Origin of the sequence: Providencia stuartii, assembly GCF_029277985.1 — a bacterium.
Lineage (GTDB): Bacteria > Pseudomonadota > Gammaproteobacteria > Enterobacterales > Enterobacteriaceae > Providencia > Providencia zhejiangensis.
Map to the genome: position 1 here is coordinate 2,807,277 of NZ_CP119546.1, position 18,475 is coordinate 2,825,751.

Consider the following 18,475-nt stretch of genomic DNA (forward strand, 5'->3'; position numbering starts at 1 on the left):
GGAAAATATCATGACTGACGAAGTAAAAAAAACACAAGCTACTGTAAAACTGGACGAACCAATTAAACGTGGTGAATCTGAATTGGCTGAAATTGTCGTGCGTAAGCCTAACACTGGCGCATTGCGCGGTGTGCGCTTACAAGCGCTGATGGATATGGATGTTTTATCCATGACTGAGGTGCTCCCTCGCATCACCACGCCGCCGTTAACCAAGCCAGAAATCATGGCCATGAACCCTGCCGATTTGGTTTTGCTATCGATTGAGGTAGTTAATTTTTTGCTACCGAACTCGATGCGCACGGATTACCAGAACGATTAACCGTTGATGATTTGGTGGCAGACATTGCCACCATTTTTCATTGGACACCTTCTGCAACCGCCGAAATGAGCCTGATTGAGTTATTAGAATGGCGTTATCGCGCATACAAACGAAGCGGACATAGTGATGAGTAAAAATCTACGTTTACAAGTTGTGCTGAATGCCGTCGATAAATTGACAAGGCCATTTCGTAGCGCACAAGAGTCAAATAAAAAACTGGCGGGTGCCATCCGCCAGTCTCGTGAAGCGATAAAAAATCTCAATCGCCAAGCGGGTCAAATTGAAGGCTTTCGCAAAGCAAAAATACAACTTGTTGAAACCCAGCAAGCATATCAAGCCGCCACCCAACGTGCGGCAGCTCTAGCGCGTGAACTCAACGCCACCGAAAACCCCACACGAAAACAGGCCGAGGCACTAAGAAAAGCGCAACGCGAAGCCTCGCAATTAAAAAATAAGTTTGGGGAGCTACAACAATCTGTACAGCGACAGCGTAGCGAACTGCAAGCCAGTGGTATTTCAACAAATCAGCTTGGCCAAGCGCAACGCAAATTAAACAGCGATATTTCACGCACAACACAACAATTACAGCGCCAAGAGCAACAATTAAAACGCAGTGCCGAGCAAGAACGGCGCATGGCCAATGCACGTAGTAGCTATCAATCAACCATGGATACGCGAAATAAAATTGCGGGTAATGGTGCGGCAATGGCGGCTACCGGTGTGGGTATGGGTTATGCGGCAAAAAAAGTACTCGCACCAGGCTATGATTTCGAAGTGGGTATGTCAAAAGTACAGGCATTAACACGTCTTGATAAAGATTCCGATGATTACAAGGCATTACGTAATCAAGCGCGTGATCTGGGTGCAACCACCGCATTTACCGCCAATGAAGTGGCACAAGGTCAAGCGTTCTATGCCATGGCGGGTTTTAAACCTGAACAGATCCAAAATGCCATGAAAGGCACACTAGCCATGTCATTGGCTGGCGATATTGATTTAGCAACCACGGCAGATATTGGCTCTAACATTCTCACCGGCTTTAAACTTGATTCGGGCGAAATGAACCGTGTAAGTGACACATTGGTCGCCACTTTCACTCGCTCTAACGTCAACTTAAACATGCTGGGCGACACCATGAAATATGTCGCGCCGGTTGCATCCGGCTTGGGTGTCGATTTAGAAACCGCCGCCGTGGCTGCGGGTAAATTGGGCGATGCCGGTATTCAAGGCTCCATGGCCGGTACCAGTTTGCGATCCATTCTTGGCCGACTAGCTGAGCCACCTAAGCAAGCCGCCGATGCCCTAAAACAATTAGGTATTCAAACCCGTGACGCTAAAGGTAATTTACGCGAATTGCCTTCAATATTAGCGGAACTGGATAAGAAAACTAAAAAAATGGGTACCGCTCAACGTGCGGGATTATTTAAACATATTGCCGGTGAAGAGGCGTTTTCGGCGCTGTCGGTCTTAGTGGATAAATCCGGTTCTGGTGAACTGCAAAGCATGATTGCAGAAATCAAAGCGGCGAAAGGTGAAGCAGAAAAAGTCTCTAAAACCATGACCGATAACCTTGATGGTGACTTAAAAAACCTCACCTCTGCCTATGAAGACGTTGGCATTCAAATATTTGGCGGTGCTGATAGCCCATTAAGAAGCATTTCTCAACGTGTCACGGGGCTAATATCTCGGTTCGGTGAATGGGCAAAGCAGAACCCTGCGTTAGTCAAACAAATTACCATGATCACTTTGGGGTTAGGCGCAGTGCTAGCTGTTGGCGGTGGTATCTCGTTAATGATCGCCGCAATGATAGGACCACTTGCTATGGCTAAGTTTAGTTTATCAGTGCTTGGCATTAAAGGTGGTGGCTTCTTAACCATGCTGATTAAGCCTATCAAGCTTGTCGGTGCGGCATTTATGACACTTGGCAAAATATTATTGGCCAATCCCATTATTTTAATTATTACCGCCATCGCAGCAGCCGTTTTTCTCATTTATAAATACTGGGATCATATTGCACCATACGTAAAAAAATTGTGGGATAAAGTAGCGAAACTCTTTTCAGCTGCATGGAGTTGGATAAAAAGCTTTTTAATGAAATGGACTATCGTTGGTTTGATCGCGCCCCACTGGGATAAAATAACCGGCTATGCCAATACGGTTTGGGATGCAGTCAAACAAACCTTTTCCCAGTTTTGGGAGTGGACAAAAGCGTTTATTTTAAACTGGACAACAGCAGGTTTAATTTACCAACATTGGGACAAAATAACGCACTATGCAAATGTGGTGTGGGATGCGGTCAAGCAAACCTTTTCACAGTTTTGGGAATGGACAAAAAACTTTATTTTAAACTGGACAACCGTTGGTTTAATTTATAAGCATTGGGATAGCATTGTTGCTGTCACATTGAAAATGTGGACAACCATTAAAAAAACTATTTCAGATAAATGGGATGAAATCGTTAACAACGTCAAAAACCTTCCTGAAAACTTTAAACAAGTGGGTGGTTTGATCATAGATAGTTTAAAAAATGGCATTCTTGAAAAATGGGAAACCTTAAAAGCCCAATTTGCTGAAATCAAGAAAATGGCCACGGATTTAATGCCAGACTGGATGCTATCCGATGAAACCCTCGCAATGCGCGCATCCAATCAAGTTACCGTGATCCAAGCCGGCATGAAAAGCGCCGGTATGTTTGACAGCGGCGGCATCATACCCCGTGGCCAATTTGGTATTGTCGGCGAACGTGGCGCGGAAATTGTCGAAGGGCCTGCTCGCGTAACAAGTCGACGCAATACCGCTGCCATGGCCATGGCAGCAGCAATGACACTCGGCACCTTATCACAATCAGTTAGCGCAAAACCCATTCACCCTTACGCAGTCAATACGGGTATGAAACAAAGTGCACCGTCATCAAAACCGGTACCCGCACCAGTGATCAACATCTACCCACAACCGACCCAATCCGCACAGGATATCGGGCAAGAGGTGGCACGACAAATTGACGCTTACTATCGCCGTCAGCAGGCCGCACAGCGTAGCAACTACCGCGATAGCGAGGACTTTTAATTATGGCCATGGCAGCACTCGGTTTATTTGTGTTTGAATTAAAAACAACGCCTTTTCAAGGAATGCAACGCGAGCACCAATTTCGATTTGGCTATAACAATCGCATCGGTAAACGGCCAAGCTTCCAGTTTATGGGGGCGTCAAATGATGGACTGACGCTATCCGGTACCCTTTACCCTGAATTAACCGGCGGCAAATATTCCTTATTGATGTTGCAGGCCATGGCAGAGACCGGTAAAGCGTGGTCGTTTATTGGTGGCGACGGTACCATTTACGGCATGTACGTTATTGAAAATCTCAATGAAAACAAAAGTGATTTCTTTCATGACAGTGCGGCCAGAAAAATTGAATTCACATTAACGCTTAAACGAGTGGATGAATCACTCGCTGAGGTGTTCGGCAATATCAGCGAACAGTTGGATACGCTGACCGATTCCGCAGCAAATGGACTCGGAGGATTGCTGTCATGAGTGATTTTTTTCTGACCGGTGTTGAATCGGTGCCGCAATATGTGCTCGCTGCCGGTGATGTGAATATCAATGAACGACTGCAAGGCAGGCTAATGTCACTCACAATGACAGACAATCGCGGCTTTGAAGCTGATCAACTGGATATTGAGATTGACGATGCCGACGGCAAAATGATGTTACCTAAGCGTGGCGAGGTACTCTCTCTGCATTTGGGTTGGAAAAATGAGCCGTTAATATTTAAAGGCAAATTCACTGTTGATGAAATTGAATACAGTGGCGCGCCCGATAAAATTACCATTCGTGGCCGTAGTGCCGATTTTCGATCGTCACTCAATGTAAAACGTGAAATCTCGTATCACGACAAAAGCCTTGGTGACATTATTAAAACCATCGCAAAGCGAAATAATGTCGAGCCGGTGATTGAAAATAAGTTGGCCAACATTCAATTAGCCCACATCGACCAAACCAACGAATCTGATGGCTCATTTTTGGCACGGCTTGGCCAACAGGAAGGGGCAATCGCTGCAATTAAAAACGGTCAGCTGTTATTTATGCCGCAAGGCAGCGGTAAAACCGCCAGTGGTCGCCCTATTCCCCCGCTATTATTAACGCGATCAGTCGGTGATGGATATCGTTTTTCATTAGCTGACAGGGGCGCATATACCGGCGTTGTGGCTAGTTGGTTAAACACACGCAAGCCTCAGAAAAAAGAGGATGTGAAAGTTAAGCGTAAACGGAAAACTAAGCAAAAAGACAAGACTAAAGTTGATGAGCCACAAGGTGATTACCTCGTTGGCGAGGAAGGCAACACACTAACCCTTTCCCATACATACGCAAATAAAGGGAACGCCGAGCGAGCCGCCAAGGCAGCGTGGGAAAAAATGCAAAGAGGTGTCGCTTCATTTTCCATTCAATTGGCCAAAGGCCGTGCCGATATCTACCCCGAAATGCCAGTTAAAGTGCAAGGTTTTAAACCTGAAATAGACAATGCAGAATGGATATTAACAAAAGTCTCGCATTCATTAAGCGATAGCGGCTTTACTTCAGCGTTGGAATTAGAGGTTAAAATTTCAGATATGGAAATGACTGATTGATAATCATACAAAACCAGAATGACTACTGGATAAAATATCAGTACAATAGACTTAATATCAACATCATGACAAAAGGTAACCTAATCATGATGAAATGCCCAATTTGTAATGAACCTACCCGCATTCGTAGCTCACGCTATATCACCAACGAAACCAAAGAAAATTATAATCAGTGCCAAAATATCAATTGCAGCACTACTTTTGTCAGTCATGAGTCTGTGGCGCGATACATTATTAAAACTGAACTGTTGGATGCGGTGATCCCTCACACATGTAGTGAACAACGAGCTATTATTTAATTTTTAGAGTGTGATGGAGATCACTGTTTGTTAATAGCAAAATTCATTCAAAACTATACTGTAGTTACAACCAGTGGTGCCAATCTGCTGCCACTTTGCTGCCACTTTTGATTTTCAGTGACAAATTTCAGATGCAAAAAAGCCACCTTAGAGGTGGCTTCTTTCTTTCCCTAACCCGTTGTTATTCAACGCGGTTTTTATTTGGTGCCCAGGGCGGGACTTGAACCCGCACAGCCTAAAGGCCGAGGGATTTTAAATCCCTTGTGTCTACCGATTTCACCACCTGGGCTAAATTTTGGAGGCGCGTCCCGGAGTCGAACCGAGCTACACGGATTTGCAATCCGGTGCATAACCGCTTTGCTAACGCGCCTTCTTCTTAATCTCTTACTGAGATTGGAGCGGGAAACGAGACTCGAACTCGCGACCCCGACCTTGGCAAGGTCGTGCTCTACCAACTGAGCTATTCCCGCCTAAAGCTTTCGCTTTTCAAACTGGCTGATTTACTTATTTTTTTTCGTAAACCGTGTTGCCGTTCGATGCGTTGCATTCTACTGATTTCACATTTTGAGTCAACACAATTATTTAAAAAAATCACTTAAAACCGTTCGTTCGCTGTTTTTTCAATCATTTCGATCAAGCTTCGCTCAAATCTGCCCATGCAGCCTTCAAATATTGATACATTGACCAGAACGTTAAAATAGCGGCAACATACAATAATGCGATAGCCAGATTCTCAATAAGTAAATTTGGACGCCATAACAACCCAACTAAAGACATCATTTGAGCGGTTGTTTTAAATTTACCTATCCAAGACACAGCGACACTACTTCTTTTACCAATTTCAGCCATCCATTCTCTTAATGATGAAATAATGATTTCACGTGCAATCATTGTGGCGGCAGGTAAGGTAACATACCAAACATCAAAACTTTCAGTGACAAGAACTAATGCCGTCGCCACCATCACCTTATCAGCAACAGGGTCTAGGAAGGCACCAAACTTAGTTGTTTGCTTCCATAACCTCGCTAAATAACCATCAAACCAATCTGTTACTGCGGCAATAACAAAAATTAATGCACAAACAAATGGGCCCCAGCTTACAGGTAAATAAAAAGCTAGCACAAAAAACGGTATCAAGATGACACGAAACAGGGTCAACCACGTAGGAATATTTAATTTCATCATGCTCAGTAACTTTTTGACCAAATTGGATTTAATAAGTATGGTGCCCTAAGACACCTACTGTTTCAATGCATTATAAATCTTTTCTGCCAACGCGTATGAGATCGAGGGCACTTTTGCTATCTCTTCTATGCTCGCATTTTTCAGTGGCTGTAAGCCTCCCATATATTTTAGTAGCATTTGACGACGTTTTGGTCCAACACCTTCAATTGACTCTAACGCGCTGGTATTCTTTACCTTTGCTCTACGCTGGCGATGTCCTGTTATCGCATGATTATGTGACTCATCACGAATATGTTGAATCACATGTAATGCAGGTGAATCAGGCGGTAAAGCTACGCCCTCGCCCTCAGGCTTAAAAAATAGCGTTTCAAGGCCCGCTTTGCGATCGCTCCCTTTTGCAACGCCAATAAGTTGAGGTCTATTTTTATCCCAATCAACATCCAGTGAATCAAAGACATCTTTCGCTTGCCCTAATTGCCCTTTTCCACCATCGATAAAAATAATATCGGGTATTTTACTTTCATCCAGATGCTTACCATAGCGACGGGTTAAAACTTGATGCATGGCTGCATAGTCATCACCGGGAGTAATTCCTGTGATGTTATAGCGTCGATATTCTGATTTAACGGGACCATTCTTATCAAACACAACACACGATGCGACCGTTTGCTCTCCCATCGTATGGGAAATATCAAAACATTCCATACGTGCTATGGCATCCATACCCACAATTTTTGCTAAAGATGCCATTCTTTGATGAATGGTTGATTGCTGAGCACGCTTAGTTTGTAGTGCAGTAAGCGCATTCGTTCGAGCTAATTTTAAATAGCGCGCCCTCGCCCCTCGAGGTTGGGTTTGGATCTGCACTTTTCGACCTGCAATATGTGATAAAGAGTCCGCTAGCAATTCTTTTTCTGGTAATGAAAAATCTAAGAGGATTTCACCGGGTAATGTTCTATTTTCACTGCCTTGCAAATAAAACTGCCCTAAGAAAGTTTGTACTACTTCTTCAAGTAAAGTGTCTGCTGGAACTTTTGGATAATAGCTACGGCTTCCCAATACTTTACCTTGTCGAATAAATAACACATGAATACAGGCAAGCCCTGATTCGAATGCAACACCGATAACATCAAGGTCTTCACCATCACCAGAGACAAATTGTTGTTCCGTGACTGCGCGTACGGCCTGAATTTGATCGCGAAAACGTGCAGCATCTTCAAAACGCAGCTCCTGACTTGCCTTTTCCATCCGTTCTATCAATCCTGTTAAGACCTGTTGGTCTTTGCCTGTTAGGAATAAACGTACGTAATTGACTTGCTGATCATATTCTTCATCGCTGACTAACCCTTTAACACAAGGCCCTAAGCAGCGACCTATCTGATACTGTAAACAAGGCCTTGAACGGTTTTTGTAAACACTATCCTCGCATTGACGAATTGGAAACAATTTTTGCATCAGCGCTAATGTTTCGCGAACCGCGTAGGAATTAGGGAACGGACCAAAGTATTCCCCCTTCGCGTGTTTTGCTCCACGGTGCATAGAGAGTCGCGGATGTGTTTCTTTACTTAAAAAGATATAAGGATAAGATTTGTCATCCCGCAACAAAACATTGTAGCGTGGCTGATAAAGCTTGATATAGTTATGTTCAAGTAACAAGGCCTCGGTTTCTGTGTGTGTGATCGTCACATCAATAGAGGCAATGTTTTTTACTAGCTGCTCAGTTTTTCGGCTACTGACTGTCGTTCGGAAGTAACTGGAAAGCCGTTTTTTTAAATCTTTAGCTTTTCCAACATAAATGACTGTTCCCCCAGCATCATACATTCGATATACGCCAGGTTGATTGGTGACTGTTTTTAAGAAAGCTTTTGGTTCGAACTGTTCTGACACCCTAATAAACCCTGTTTGGCTACGATTAACCCATAGCTGATAGCAATATGAGTTAATTCTACATCACTACGGATATTAAGTTTACCAAACATTCGATATCGATAGGTATTTACCGTTTTAGGGCTCAAATTAAGAAGCTGTGCAATCTGTTTGGTCGAAATCCCCTGAGTGATGAAGAGCATGATTTCAAGTTCACGAGTGGATAATAACTCATAGATATCCGTCTGATCGTTTTGATGAATGCGTTTCAATGCGATGGCTTGTGCAATATCGGGGGAAATAATTTTACTGCGCGCATTGACTATCTGTATGGCTTCTAAAAATTCATTAATTTCAATTTTTGCACTCAACACACCTTGGATCCCAAGCTCAAGAGCCTTTAATAAAAAAGCATAGTGATTGTGTATATTATAAATGATAATTCCGACATCAGGTTGAGTCCGTCTTAAGGTTTGCAAGTTTTTTAATGATTCAAATTGGCAATTATCGCTATTAATTAAGATAATATTGGCTTTTTGTTTTCTATTCCACGAAATGGCTTGCTCGATAAAGGGAAATGACGCGACAACATGACAGCGTTTATGACGATTAAAAATAGCTTCCAGCCCGCGAATTAAAATATTATTATCGTCAATAATTATAATATTAATCATTTATTTCTCTATATGTTATTGCACGTTAATATCCATCTCCATAAATAGCAATTTTATAAGATAAAATACAGTTTTTTTATTTTATCATTAGCCGATGGATTTAATATTCCGCAGTTTAATAAAAATTAAAAATGGATTTTTAAAAACCATACTGAATACAAATAAAATAACCATGCATAAACATGGTTATTTGATAATGAGAGAAACGACTTGTCATAAACTATTTTTGGCCGACTAAGCGGCAAATGCTCTCTGAAACCAAATAGCTTTTCTCGAAAGAACTTAATGGTAAGAACTCAAAACGAGAATGGAAATTCAACGCACCCGTGAAGTAGTTAGGCGTTAAAATCCCTCTTGCTGACAGAGCTGAACCATCAGTGCCTCCACGCATAGGAATAACATTTGGCTCGACGCCTTGAATTTTTAGCGCTTCAAAAATTAAATCAATAGCAGTACGGTCACTACCTAGTGAATCACTAATGTTGCTGTACACATCTTCTATTTTGAATTCAATTTTTGCTTTTGGATGACGTACTCTTATCAACTCAACCACTTCACCGATATAACGCTTACGAGCTTCATAGCTATTACGGTCAAAATCGCGGATAGCCATTTTAATTTTTGCATTATCCGGATTGGCTACTAAGTCAGTCACATAAAAATAGCCTTCGCGCTGTTCTGTATGCTCAGGCGTATCAAAACGGTCAAAACAACCAATAAAGTCATGCGCCACACGAATTGGATTTAACAACACATTTTTTGCAGACATTGGATGTGCGGTTATTCCTTTAATCGAAACATCAATAGAAGCCGCATTAAAGGTTTCATAAACCACCTCGCCCAATGCACAGCAATCAATAGTGTAAGCGAAATCGACTTTAAAGCGTGACAAGTCCATGATTTTTGAGCCGCGCAACCCAATCTCTTCGTCAGGAACGAAAGCAACGTAGATATCGCCACATGCAAAATCAGCATATTGCAGTTTATCCATTAACTCCATAACAACAGTGACCGCCGCTTTATTATCTGCACCGAGTACACTCGTGCCATCACTAAAAATAATCTCTTCCCCTACATAAGGTGCCGCTTCTGGGTGCTCTGCTGTTTTAAACCAAATATCTTCTTGTGCATTCAAACACAGATCTTTACCTTCATATTTTAAGGTTTGAGGCTTAATGACGGGTGATAATCCAACATCTACGGTATCTAAATGGGTCACAAAACCAATTTTCGGTGCTGAAGGATTATTACCAGGGCGAACCGCGTACAAAATAGCATGGTCATCGATATAAATATCTTTTAAACCATAGCTTTCTAGCTCTTTTGCCAGCAATTTTGCTAAGTCACGTTGTCCTTCCGTGCTTGGAACAACCGTTGCTGCTGCATCACTTTGGCTTTCTATTGCTAGATAGCGAAAGAAACGTTGTTCAAGCTGTTTACCTAATTCATTCATTTTTTGTTCCTTTTACTCAATCCGCCAACTTATTTATGGCGTTGGTTGCCATGTGTAACCACTATCAAAACCAATTGGAATATCAAATGCCCAGAACAGATACAACGTCGCAGTTAATGTTACCAACAAGCCGACCGTGAACGGTATCATCATCGAGCAAAGTGTTCCAATACCAGCATTTTTGTAATATTTTTGGCAATACATCAAAATCAACGGATAGAATGGGAACATCGGTGTACTGACGTTCATCGCTGAATCACTCACGCGGAAAGCCGCTTGTGTTAGTTCCGGAGAGATCCCAACCGCCATCAACATGGGTACCAAAACAGGCGCCATAATCGCCCATTTGGAAGTTGCTGATGTGATCATAATATTCAATATTGCAGTCAATAAAATGACACCGAATACCGTCAATTCTGAAGGCATATCTAAGGTACGCAATAATTCAGCACCCGATAGCGCCAATAATGTGCCGAGGTTTGAATGCTGAAATGAATATAGAAACTGCGCCGCGAAGAAAGCAAATACAATAAATGGAATTAATGACTTAGTAATATTTTCCATCGCTTTCACAACATCTTTAGTCGATGTGAAAGATTGAGTCATATAACCATATACAATGCCCGGCAATGCAAAGAAAATAAACAGCAATGGCACAACAATTTGCATTATTGGGGCTTTCGGGCTAGTCAAACTACCGTCAGGACCTCGTAATAATGAATTCTCTGGCCATAATAAAGCAAATAAACCAGCAGCCAGTGCAAGCACAACAAGGCCTGATACACGAAATGCTTTATTTTCTAACGGCGTAATTTTGCCTAAATTTTGCTCTGCGTCAGTATCAACTTGGCTTGTTGTAATTGGGCAGTTTTTATTTAGCCAAGGTTCGACAATTTTTTCAGTAATGAACCAACACGTAAAAATAACACCAAACGTCCCACCAAGGCTGAAGAAATAGTTACATAAGACATTAACGCTATAGCCTGGAGCCATCATTTGCGCTGCATCTTGTGTAAAGCTCTGCATAATTGGATCAATGATTGAAGGTGTATAACTTGCTGTAAACCCACCCGCTAAGCCTGCAAAGGCGGCAGCTATACCTGCTAATGGATGACGACCACTTGCGTAGAACATCATCGCTGCGACCGGCATTAAAATAACATAAGCGGAGTCAGACGCGATGTGAGAAACGATACCCACAAAAACCACTGTTGGTGTCAGCATTTTTGGCGTAATAAACGAGAGCATTTTTTTCAAGGCTGTATTGATAAAGCCGCTACTCTCAGCGATCCCTATCCCCAAAGTTGCAACGATTGTTATTCCAAGAGGTGGGAAGTTAATGAAGTTTTTCACTGCCGACGTAACGAATAATATGATTTCCTCATAGTTAAACATATTTACGACAGATATTTTTTCTTTTGACACTGGATGGTAGTAATTAAAATCTACAAATGAGAGTAAATAAGATAGAAACCAACAGATTATCAAGGCATAAATAAATAGCATTGTAACGTCAGGCATAACGTTACCAATACGCTCAACGCGATTTAAGAAGCCCTTTTTTTTAGGGAGTGTATTTGTTGTCATATTCGCAAGTACTTAAGTTATTAGAGTAATAAACTTTTACACACTAAATAACCCTTTATAAAAAGTAAAATACTTTCTTTCGAATATTTAACAGGATAAACCAGTTGCCCACACTTGTATTAAGATAATTTATCATTGTAAATTACTTAATGTTTTCCACTAAAATAGAACAGGCTTTTGGCAAGGGGAAATTCTTTAGTTAAGATATTAATGGCTATATTTTAACTAAAGAAATATAAGAAAAAGGAATGTGTAACATTCCTTTTTATAAACAAAAATTATTTTAAATATTCTACTCTCGTTTGAGTTTTTCGGTATTGGCGATATAAAGAGCAATCACTAAAACTAAAATCGCGCCAGCGTGAAGTAACGTCGTCATGGGGTCACTGTGATCGACAATAATCAAGCGTATCACGGCAGTAATACCGATATAGATAAAATACCTTAATGGGAAGTGGTAACCAGATAAAAAATATTTAGTTATCAAAGCAATAAACTCAAAATAAAGGAAATAGATGACAATTCCTTCTAATAATTCATAAGCTGTTGCTTCCTTCTGCCCACTAAACATTAAAGATGCCATGGTGTATGTTTCTTTAGCCAAAAAGAAAACAAGTACGATCGCTAATGCTATCAATCCAATATTCAGCACCCATTGCAACACCCATGCGATATTGCTGGCATGTCGCATATTTCTCATACTATTCATTAGTTAAATTTCCTAAACTAGGCGTCATATTACTATAGGGCATTCATCTATCTTTTTTATATCAAATAAACAGCGTTAAATGAATATCTATAACAAGTGATAAGTCTTTTTATTTATTGTAATCGATATTTATGACATTAACAGGATAGAAGGAAAACAAAACCGATAATATTTTGAATAGCTCGCAGCAACGCTCTCTACATAGTCTATTTATTCATCAACTTTATCATATTTTGCTCTGTCAGCATTGGTATTATTTCAATAAAGTGATAGTAGTTAGGTTTGCTATCAACAAATATCTGCATAGCAAGATTAGCGTGGCGACTTTCTGCAAATAAAGCGGCGGAAACATAATAAGAAGAAGGTGAATGAAAGTGATAAAATAAATGTGTACCACATCGCTGACAAAATGCACGTTCCCCCACAGCGATGAGGCAAAACGCGTTACGCTATTTTCCCCCTTCAATAATCACATCCTCTTTGCAATCAAGAGTAAAACTAGGGCCGCCATTCCAACGTTGACAGCTATTGCAATGGCAGACACTGATTTTATCGATAGGCTGAGACGCGACTATTTTTACCGCCCCACAAAGGCATTGCCCCTGATACAGGGTCGTTCCTTTTTATTATTAACGTTGTTGTATCACTATAGAATCGGCTAATGAAAAAAGCGATTTTTTTTATGATGAATACGGAATTGTCGATCACTAAGACGACGGTCTGTATTCATTTCCTCTAGCTCTGCGCGATTGACTTCTACTCGTTCACGTAGTGATTCAATATCACCTGAATCTTGCATTTTATCCTGTTTCAATGAATATACTATTTTCACTTTTTCGTAATCATGCAAATTCACAGTATCCGTTGCTTGTGCAACGATAGAAGCACTAGTTAATAATGCAATAGCGATAAATAGCTTTGAAAAAAAACCTCTTTTCATTGGTCACCCTCCTGTTTCCAAGTATTTGTTTTAGCGCATTACCGCATCAAAATATACTGTCTGAAGGTAATCATTTGGAAAAAATTGTAAATTTTTTTATTTAAGAATAGGCTGGCCAAATAATAATAAAGTGGATGAAGCCGTTTAACTCACCCACTTTATTGATTCAGGAACACAATTAATGCATTGTGCTATTTTTTAGTCGATTTAGTGTTAATTTCTCTTAAGAGATACCAACAGAAATACAGTAAGGCAATAATCCCAATCCCTAACAGTAACCAGATAACAAGGATCATCCAATCAAAATTATTACCCTCTGAGCCATTGATGGTTAACTGCTCTTCACCACCTAACTCAATAACTTCTTTTGCGAGTGATAATTCAGGATAATTATGCATGAGCTGCTCAACCGTTAATGATTGCCCAATAAGCTCTTGGTAATTTAGCCCATCCATACTGGCGAGGTGACTCCCCCAAACTAATAAATAAGGCGACGCACCTTGTACATTAAAAACTAAATTAACCGCATCTCGTTTTCCTTCTATATAAGGGGGCTTATCATCCCAGCTCCCTTTCAATGCCGTAATCCTCAGTTTTTTAATCATTAAGTCATTTAACGCTATCTCTGGGTTACGAGTTTGTTCTCCATTATTCACTTGATGGTAAGCAACCATATTTGTCAACGGTAGCCAATTTTCGCCTGAATTAGAGGCATATTCAATTTGTAATGGAATTACGCGATTTGTTTGTTGTAACTGAATGACAATTGAGCTCAATGGCTGAGGTGAAGGTAAACGGTAGATTAATTGATTTAAAGAGACACCTTCATTCTGAGTAATAAAACGACAAATTTCTTGCTGTCTTGTTGCATGGAATGTTTTACCAATTCCCTGTACTGTCTTGAGTTCAGGTAGGGTTGTATCTTTAGTCGTAACAATAATCACCATTAGATAAGGCGCACTTAGCGCTGAATCATTCCCCTTTAATAATTCAATTGTATTATTTTGAATAACACCGGCATCCGAGCTGAGATTCATCACTGGCTGATAAGCTGAAATATTTACCCAATGTTGTTTGTCATCACTAGCATAAATAAATGCTTTGCCTTGCCAATCTTGATCACTCTTTCCCCACTCTAAATTTAATGTTTGAGCAGGGAAAAGAGCTTGTTGATCCTGTTGGCGAGTTAAAAGATAAGCTTGATACCGTGTATCTTTCGACTGTTGCATAGAGGGTAATTCTAGGCGAGTCAGTTTATTCGGTATGGTTTCCACCAAAAGATACTGTTTATCGTCCTCTGTTTCTTCTTTTAAGTTTAATTGTTCTTCACGCGTCATTAAAGGCTGTAAAGAGAAACGAATTGGTGATGTTTGACTGCTTTCTTCTGAATCGTAAAAGAGCGCAGAAGGCACTTCCTGACCCGTACCGTTAAATACCCTGACATCTTGTAACGTTTTAGGGTAAGCAGAATTAACATAGGCTTCAACGGGAAGTTCAACCCAAGCAAATGGAATGTTATGACTGGACTCTTTTAACTCAACCCCCTGATAAAAATCATAAGGTGTTAATATTTTTTTATTTTCGGCATAAATTGTCCCCGAGAATAAGAGAAAAAAAGCTAGCATCACAAATACCAGCCAACTCCTTGGATTTTTATTTAGTTTCATCATCAGCCTCATTAAGTCCTTTCTCTTGAGCCATTTTTGGTGGTAGTGGAGAAAAATAACCAACAACTAAAATAAGTATTGCGACAACAATAAAGCTTATAGCGCGGAATAAACCATCCTGCCCATAGATATCAACCAAGAATAATTTCACGACTACACAGGCAAAAATTCCCGCGCCAAACAGCCAACTGAGACGGTTTTGTTTGAGGCTGGCAAAAATCATAAAAGCTAAAGCAGCTAATGACCAACTAATAGAAAGAATAGTTTGCACCAAGCGAGAATCAAAGAGTGCTTGAGCATTCCAGTTAATCTCGGCAAAATCAGATATTGCTCGAAGCATAATGCCATTAAACCATAATATGCTCAGAACAATAGCAGCAAGACTTAATCCCCTAATAACCCAGAGATCGAACACCCTTATTTTTTTCAATTTTTGTACTAAACCACGACGCATCAATAGTAATGATGCGATGCTAAATAACCCAGCTTCATCTAATGGATTAATCAGAGGAACATAATTCCAGAATGTCAGTTTGCCATCCTCTAAATTAGCGACAAATGACAACACAATAAGCACAAGAATAACTGGCAAGAAGCTATACCAATAAATAATACCATTTCGCTTCATTGGTGGCATTTTTTGGCTTTGTAGCCAATACAACACTAGCGTCGTTAAGGTTATCGTCATGACATAAATAAAATAACCTAACTCATTCATCCCCCAAGGGAGGATCGCAACAAACCAATTCACTTGTGCCGCAATAAACGCGATGATTAGCCAAAATGTTGCGCCATGGAGAATACGTTGCATCCAAATATAATGCGCTTTTTGGGCATGCATGGCGAATAACACCGAACTACCCAACATGACGGGCCAAATAAGAGACCCCTCTCCTCTACCCATAGGGTTTTCATCTTGAATAAAATCTACGGCAAGATAGTAATACCCCGCCAGCCAAATAAAGGACTGACATAATAATAGTGCAATCCAATCAGCTTTAATGGCTAATATTCGCCAGAGCCAGGCAGAAATAATCACTAATGCCATAATGATGAAGCTTTCAGATTCCCCACTCCAAGACAAAATATCCGTTATGGCTGGGAGCCAAAAATACCAAACGGCTAATCCTAGAAGTAATAACCCATGGCTCACAATATTGAAGTTGGTTGAGGTTTCACGTCGAACATGGAACATAGCCCCTGCACTAAAACAGGCTGCTAACAAAACAGGAACCATATAAACACTGGAACGGCTCCAAGTATATAGTGAGAAACCACCTAATAGCGTTATCGCACTCACTAAAATAAGCAATACTCCAACTGTAGCCAATTTTTTATTTTGTACCGAAAACCCATAATACAGCAGCAATAGCCCTTCAATAGACCAAATAATAGATGTCCATTCGAATGAAAGCGCCAAGGGTATCGCTAACGTGACAAAACTTGCCCCAATAATCATATTTCCCAATGCAAGTTCTTTTCCGGTGGCTGCATATTTTTTATGGATCCGGAAACCGGCCAATAAATAAAATGCGCCTAGCAACAATGCAACAAATGCAGGAACAACATTGATTTGCCAAGAAATAGCATACTGTATCGCAAGGCTAATAAAAGGAGGTACAAATAATAACGTATTATCAACAACTAATTGCTTATCATGTGGGTAACGTAAAGCAAATAGTTGCGTTAACACATTAAAGACAATCAAATTTGCAATAAGAAAAATTTGGCTAGAGACATAATAGTCAGTTTGATAGTATTCCCAACCCCATAGAACCGCGACAAAATAAGTCATAAACATACCGACTAGATTAAGCGGGCGCCAAGCTTGCCAGACACTAATAATTAAGATAGCGGCAGATAGCATCAAATAATAGGAGAAGAGAAATATATGATTACCACCACCAGTAGACAGCAGGATAGGTGCTAAATATCCGCCGAGCGAGGCTAAAATCGCTAAGCTGATCGCTCGTTGCGATAAAGCAAGCACAATACTGGCGGCACAAATTATCAGCATTGCCACAAATGCCATACCGTATGGCAATAGCGAATACATTTTAAATGCTGCAATAACGGTTATATAAAAACACCCTACGGCGCCACCTTGTAATATTAATGCAAATAACGTCTTTTTATGCCGTAAATACCAACCGATACCAAGCAGTAACAAACAACCAATCGAACTGACTATTAAACGTAATTGTGGGGATAATACGTTATTTTGTACGCCAAATTTCAATAAATATGCGATACCAAAAAATAATAATAAAATACCGATTTTAGCAAGCGGATTACCTTTCCAAACCCAGCTAAAAAAGTGACTAAATAAAGACCAATTACTGTCATTTTGTAATTGCGTTTTATTATTTGCACGACGCTCAAAGCGATTAACATCCACGGGTGTTTGCGATTCCTGTGCTGACATTATTACGCCAGTTTGCGAATGCGGCTCCAATGATGCATTTGTGGTTGAATGACCAGTTAAACTGTGTGGATAATGAGGAGTTTCTTGAAATAAAATTGGCGGCGTTTGTTTTTTTTCTGACGAGGCCATTTCCGCTGTATGGACTAGCTCCGATTGGCTATTTTCCAAGCTCCCAGCATCAGGCTTTAACGCTTGTTCTAATGAAATAACGCGTTGATTTAACTCTGATAGCTGAGATCTCATTCGACTTACGCGATGCATCGCAATAATGGCAAGTATAGGTGAAACTACCATTAAAAGAATAACTACGAACCCTACTAGTATCAAAATATCCACAAATAGGCTTCCCTCATCATTAAATTAGCCAAAAAAAGAGCATCTAAATATTGGACTAGTGTAGATAGCATTCTACCTATTGCCAACTAGCTGTAATAAATTATTACAAATTAAAGCCAAGGCTGAACAATACCTCAAAATACTAGTCAAAAAAAGAGTTATTATGAACAGTAGGTCACTATCCGTAGTCGAGTCAAGACTGTTCTAAAATAGCGTTATTTTATTGTAAAAATGACCCTCATTTTATGTTTACTTATTATTAAGAACCTCTTTTTTTGTCATTAACGACCTTATTTAATAGATAATGATTATTTTTCCATATTTTCTAATTTATTTGTGATATTTATATATTTGCGTTATTAAAAATTAGCGCTAATTAATAATA

General features: G+C 40.3%; 15 protein-coding genes and 3 tRNA genes. 6 read left to right on the forward strand and 12 right to left on the reverse strand.

The features are described from left to right. The first annotated feature begins 10 nt into the window (after window positions 1-10). The 6 genes from P2E05_RS12490 to P2E05_RS12515 all read left to right on the forward strand — a co-directional run bounded on the left by P2E05_RS12490 (window position 11) and on the right by P2E05_RS12515 (window position 5,248). Window positions 11-319 (forward strand): phage tail assembly protein, encoded by a 309-nt coding sequence (locus P2E05_RS12490; protein ID WP_276122811.1) that lies wholly within the window; start codon window positions 11-13, stop codon window positions 317-319. Window positions 320-384: 65 nt separating this feature from the next. Beyond that, window positions 385-453: a GpE family phage tail protein gene (locus tag P2E05_RS21950; RefSeq protein ID WP_423811247.1), complete on the forward strand. Its 69-nt coding sequence runs from the start codon at window positions 385-387 to the stop codon at window positions 451-453. Then, complete coding sequence (locus P2E05_RS12500) at window positions 446-3,385, forward strand: phage tail tape measure protein (RefSeq protein ID WP_276122812.1); 2,940 nt, start codon at window positions 446-448, stop codon at window positions 3,383-3,385. Before P2E05_RS21950 ends, P2E05_RS12500 begins: the two co-directional genes overlap by 8 nt. A gap of 8 nt (window positions 3,386-3,393) precedes the next feature. Continuing rightward, window positions 3,394-3,855 carry a phage tail protein gene (locus P2E05_RS12505; RefSeq protein WP_276123104.1) on the forward strand — a complete coding sequence of 154 codons (462 nt, stop codon included), beginning with the start codon at window positions 3,394-3,396 and terminating at the stop codon, window positions 3,853-3,855. Then, window positions 3,852-4,949, forward strand: coding sequence for a phage late control D family protein (locus tag P2E05_RS12510; RefSeq protein ID WP_276122813.1), 1,098 nt, complete (start codon window positions 3,852-3,854; stop codon window positions 4,947-4,949). Before P2E05_RS12505 ends, P2E05_RS12510 begins: the two co-directional genes overlap by 4 nt. 86 nt (window positions 4,950-5,035) lie before the next feature. Continuing rightward, window positions 5,036-5,248, forward strand: a complete 213-nt coding sequence (locus P2E05_RS12515) for an ogr/Delta-like zinc finger family protein (protein WP_163862265.1) — start codon at window positions 5,036-5,038, stop codon at window positions 5,246-5,248. A gap of 202 nt (window positions 5,249-5,450) precedes the next feature. On the opposite strand, the gene P2E05_RS12520 is transcribed toward P2E05_RS12515, so the two are convergent. The 12 genes from P2E05_RS12520 to P2E05_RS12580 form a co-directional block, all read right to left on the reverse strand. Next, window positions 5,451-5,537 (reverse strand) — tRNA-Leu (locus P2E05_RS12520). A gap of 7 nt (window positions 5,538-5,544) precedes the next feature. Then, a tRNA-Cys gene (locus tag P2E05_RS12525) sits at window positions 5,545-5,618 on the reverse strand. A 24-nt stretch (window positions 5,619-5,642) separates the two neighbouring features. After that, window positions 5,643-5,718, reverse strand: a tRNA-Gly gene (locus P2E05_RS12530). Between the two features lie 163 nt (window positions 5,719-5,881). After that, window positions 5,882-6,430: a CDP-diacylglycerol--glycerol-3-phosphate 3-phosphatidyltransferase gene (pgsA, locus tag P2E05_RS12535; RefSeq protein ID WP_154624726.1), complete on the reverse strand. Its 549-nt coding sequence runs from the start codon at window positions 6,428-6,430 to the stop codon at window positions 5,882-5,884. Window positions 6,431-6,487: 57 nt separating this feature from the next. After that, entirely contained in the window at window positions 6,488-8,320 is a 1,833-nt protein-coding gene (uvrC, locus tag P2E05_RS12540; protein WP_163862268.1) for an excinuclease ABC subunit UvrC, read from the reverse strand. Further along, window positions 8,287-8,973 (reverse strand): LuxR C-terminal-related transcriptional regulator, encoded by a 687-nt coding sequence (locus P2E05_RS12545; protein WP_154624725.1) that lies wholly within the window; start codon window positions 8,971-8,973, stop codon window positions 8,287-8,289. Before P2E05_RS12545 ends, uvrC begins: the two co-directional genes overlap by 34 nt. A gap of 220 nt (window positions 8,974-9,193) precedes the next feature. Beyond that, window positions 9,194-10,426 carry a peptidase T gene (gene pepT, locus P2E05_RS12550; protein WP_272657435.1) on the reverse strand — a complete coding sequence of 411 codons (1,233 nt, stop codon included), beginning with the start codon at window positions 10,424-10,426 and terminating at the stop codon, window positions 9,194-9,196. Window positions 10,427-10,459: 33 nt separating this feature from the next. Next, a complete protein-coding gene (locus P2E05_RS12555) occupies window positions 10,460-12,013 on the reverse strand; it encodes an AbgT family transporter (protein WP_154624723.1) in 1,554 nt (517 codons plus the stop codon). A gap of 292 nt (window positions 12,014-12,305) precedes the next feature. Continuing rightward, window positions 12,306-12,722: a phosphate-starvation-inducible protein PsiE gene (gene psiE, locus P2E05_RS12560; RefSeq protein WP_154624556.1), complete on the reverse strand. Its 417-nt coding sequence runs from the start codon at window positions 12,720-12,722 to the stop codon at window positions 12,306-12,308. A 658-nt stretch (window positions 12,723-13,380) separates the two neighbouring features. Beyond that, on the reverse strand, window positions 13,381-13,662 hold the full coding sequence (locus tag P2E05_RS12570) for a hypothetical protein (RefSeq protein ID WP_154624558.1): 282 nt from the start codon (window positions 13,660-13,662) through the stop codon (window positions 13,381-13,383). A gap of 191 nt (window positions 13,663-13,853) precedes the next feature. Then, the gene (locus P2E05_RS12575; RefSeq protein WP_247047951.1) at window positions 13,854-15,332 is read right to left on the reverse strand and encodes a DUF3999 family protein; all 1,479 of its coding nucleotides are present in this window, start codon (window positions 15,330-15,332) and stop codon (window positions 13,854-13,856) included. After that, entirely contained in the window at window positions 15,316-18,048 is a 2,733-nt protein-coding gene (locus P2E05_RS12580; RefSeq protein ID WP_276122814.1) for a DUF2339 domain-containing protein, read from the reverse strand. The genes P2E05_RS12575 and P2E05_RS12580 overlap by 17 nt, the downstream gene beginning before the upstream one ends. Window positions 18,049-18,475 lie beyond the last annotated feature (427 nt).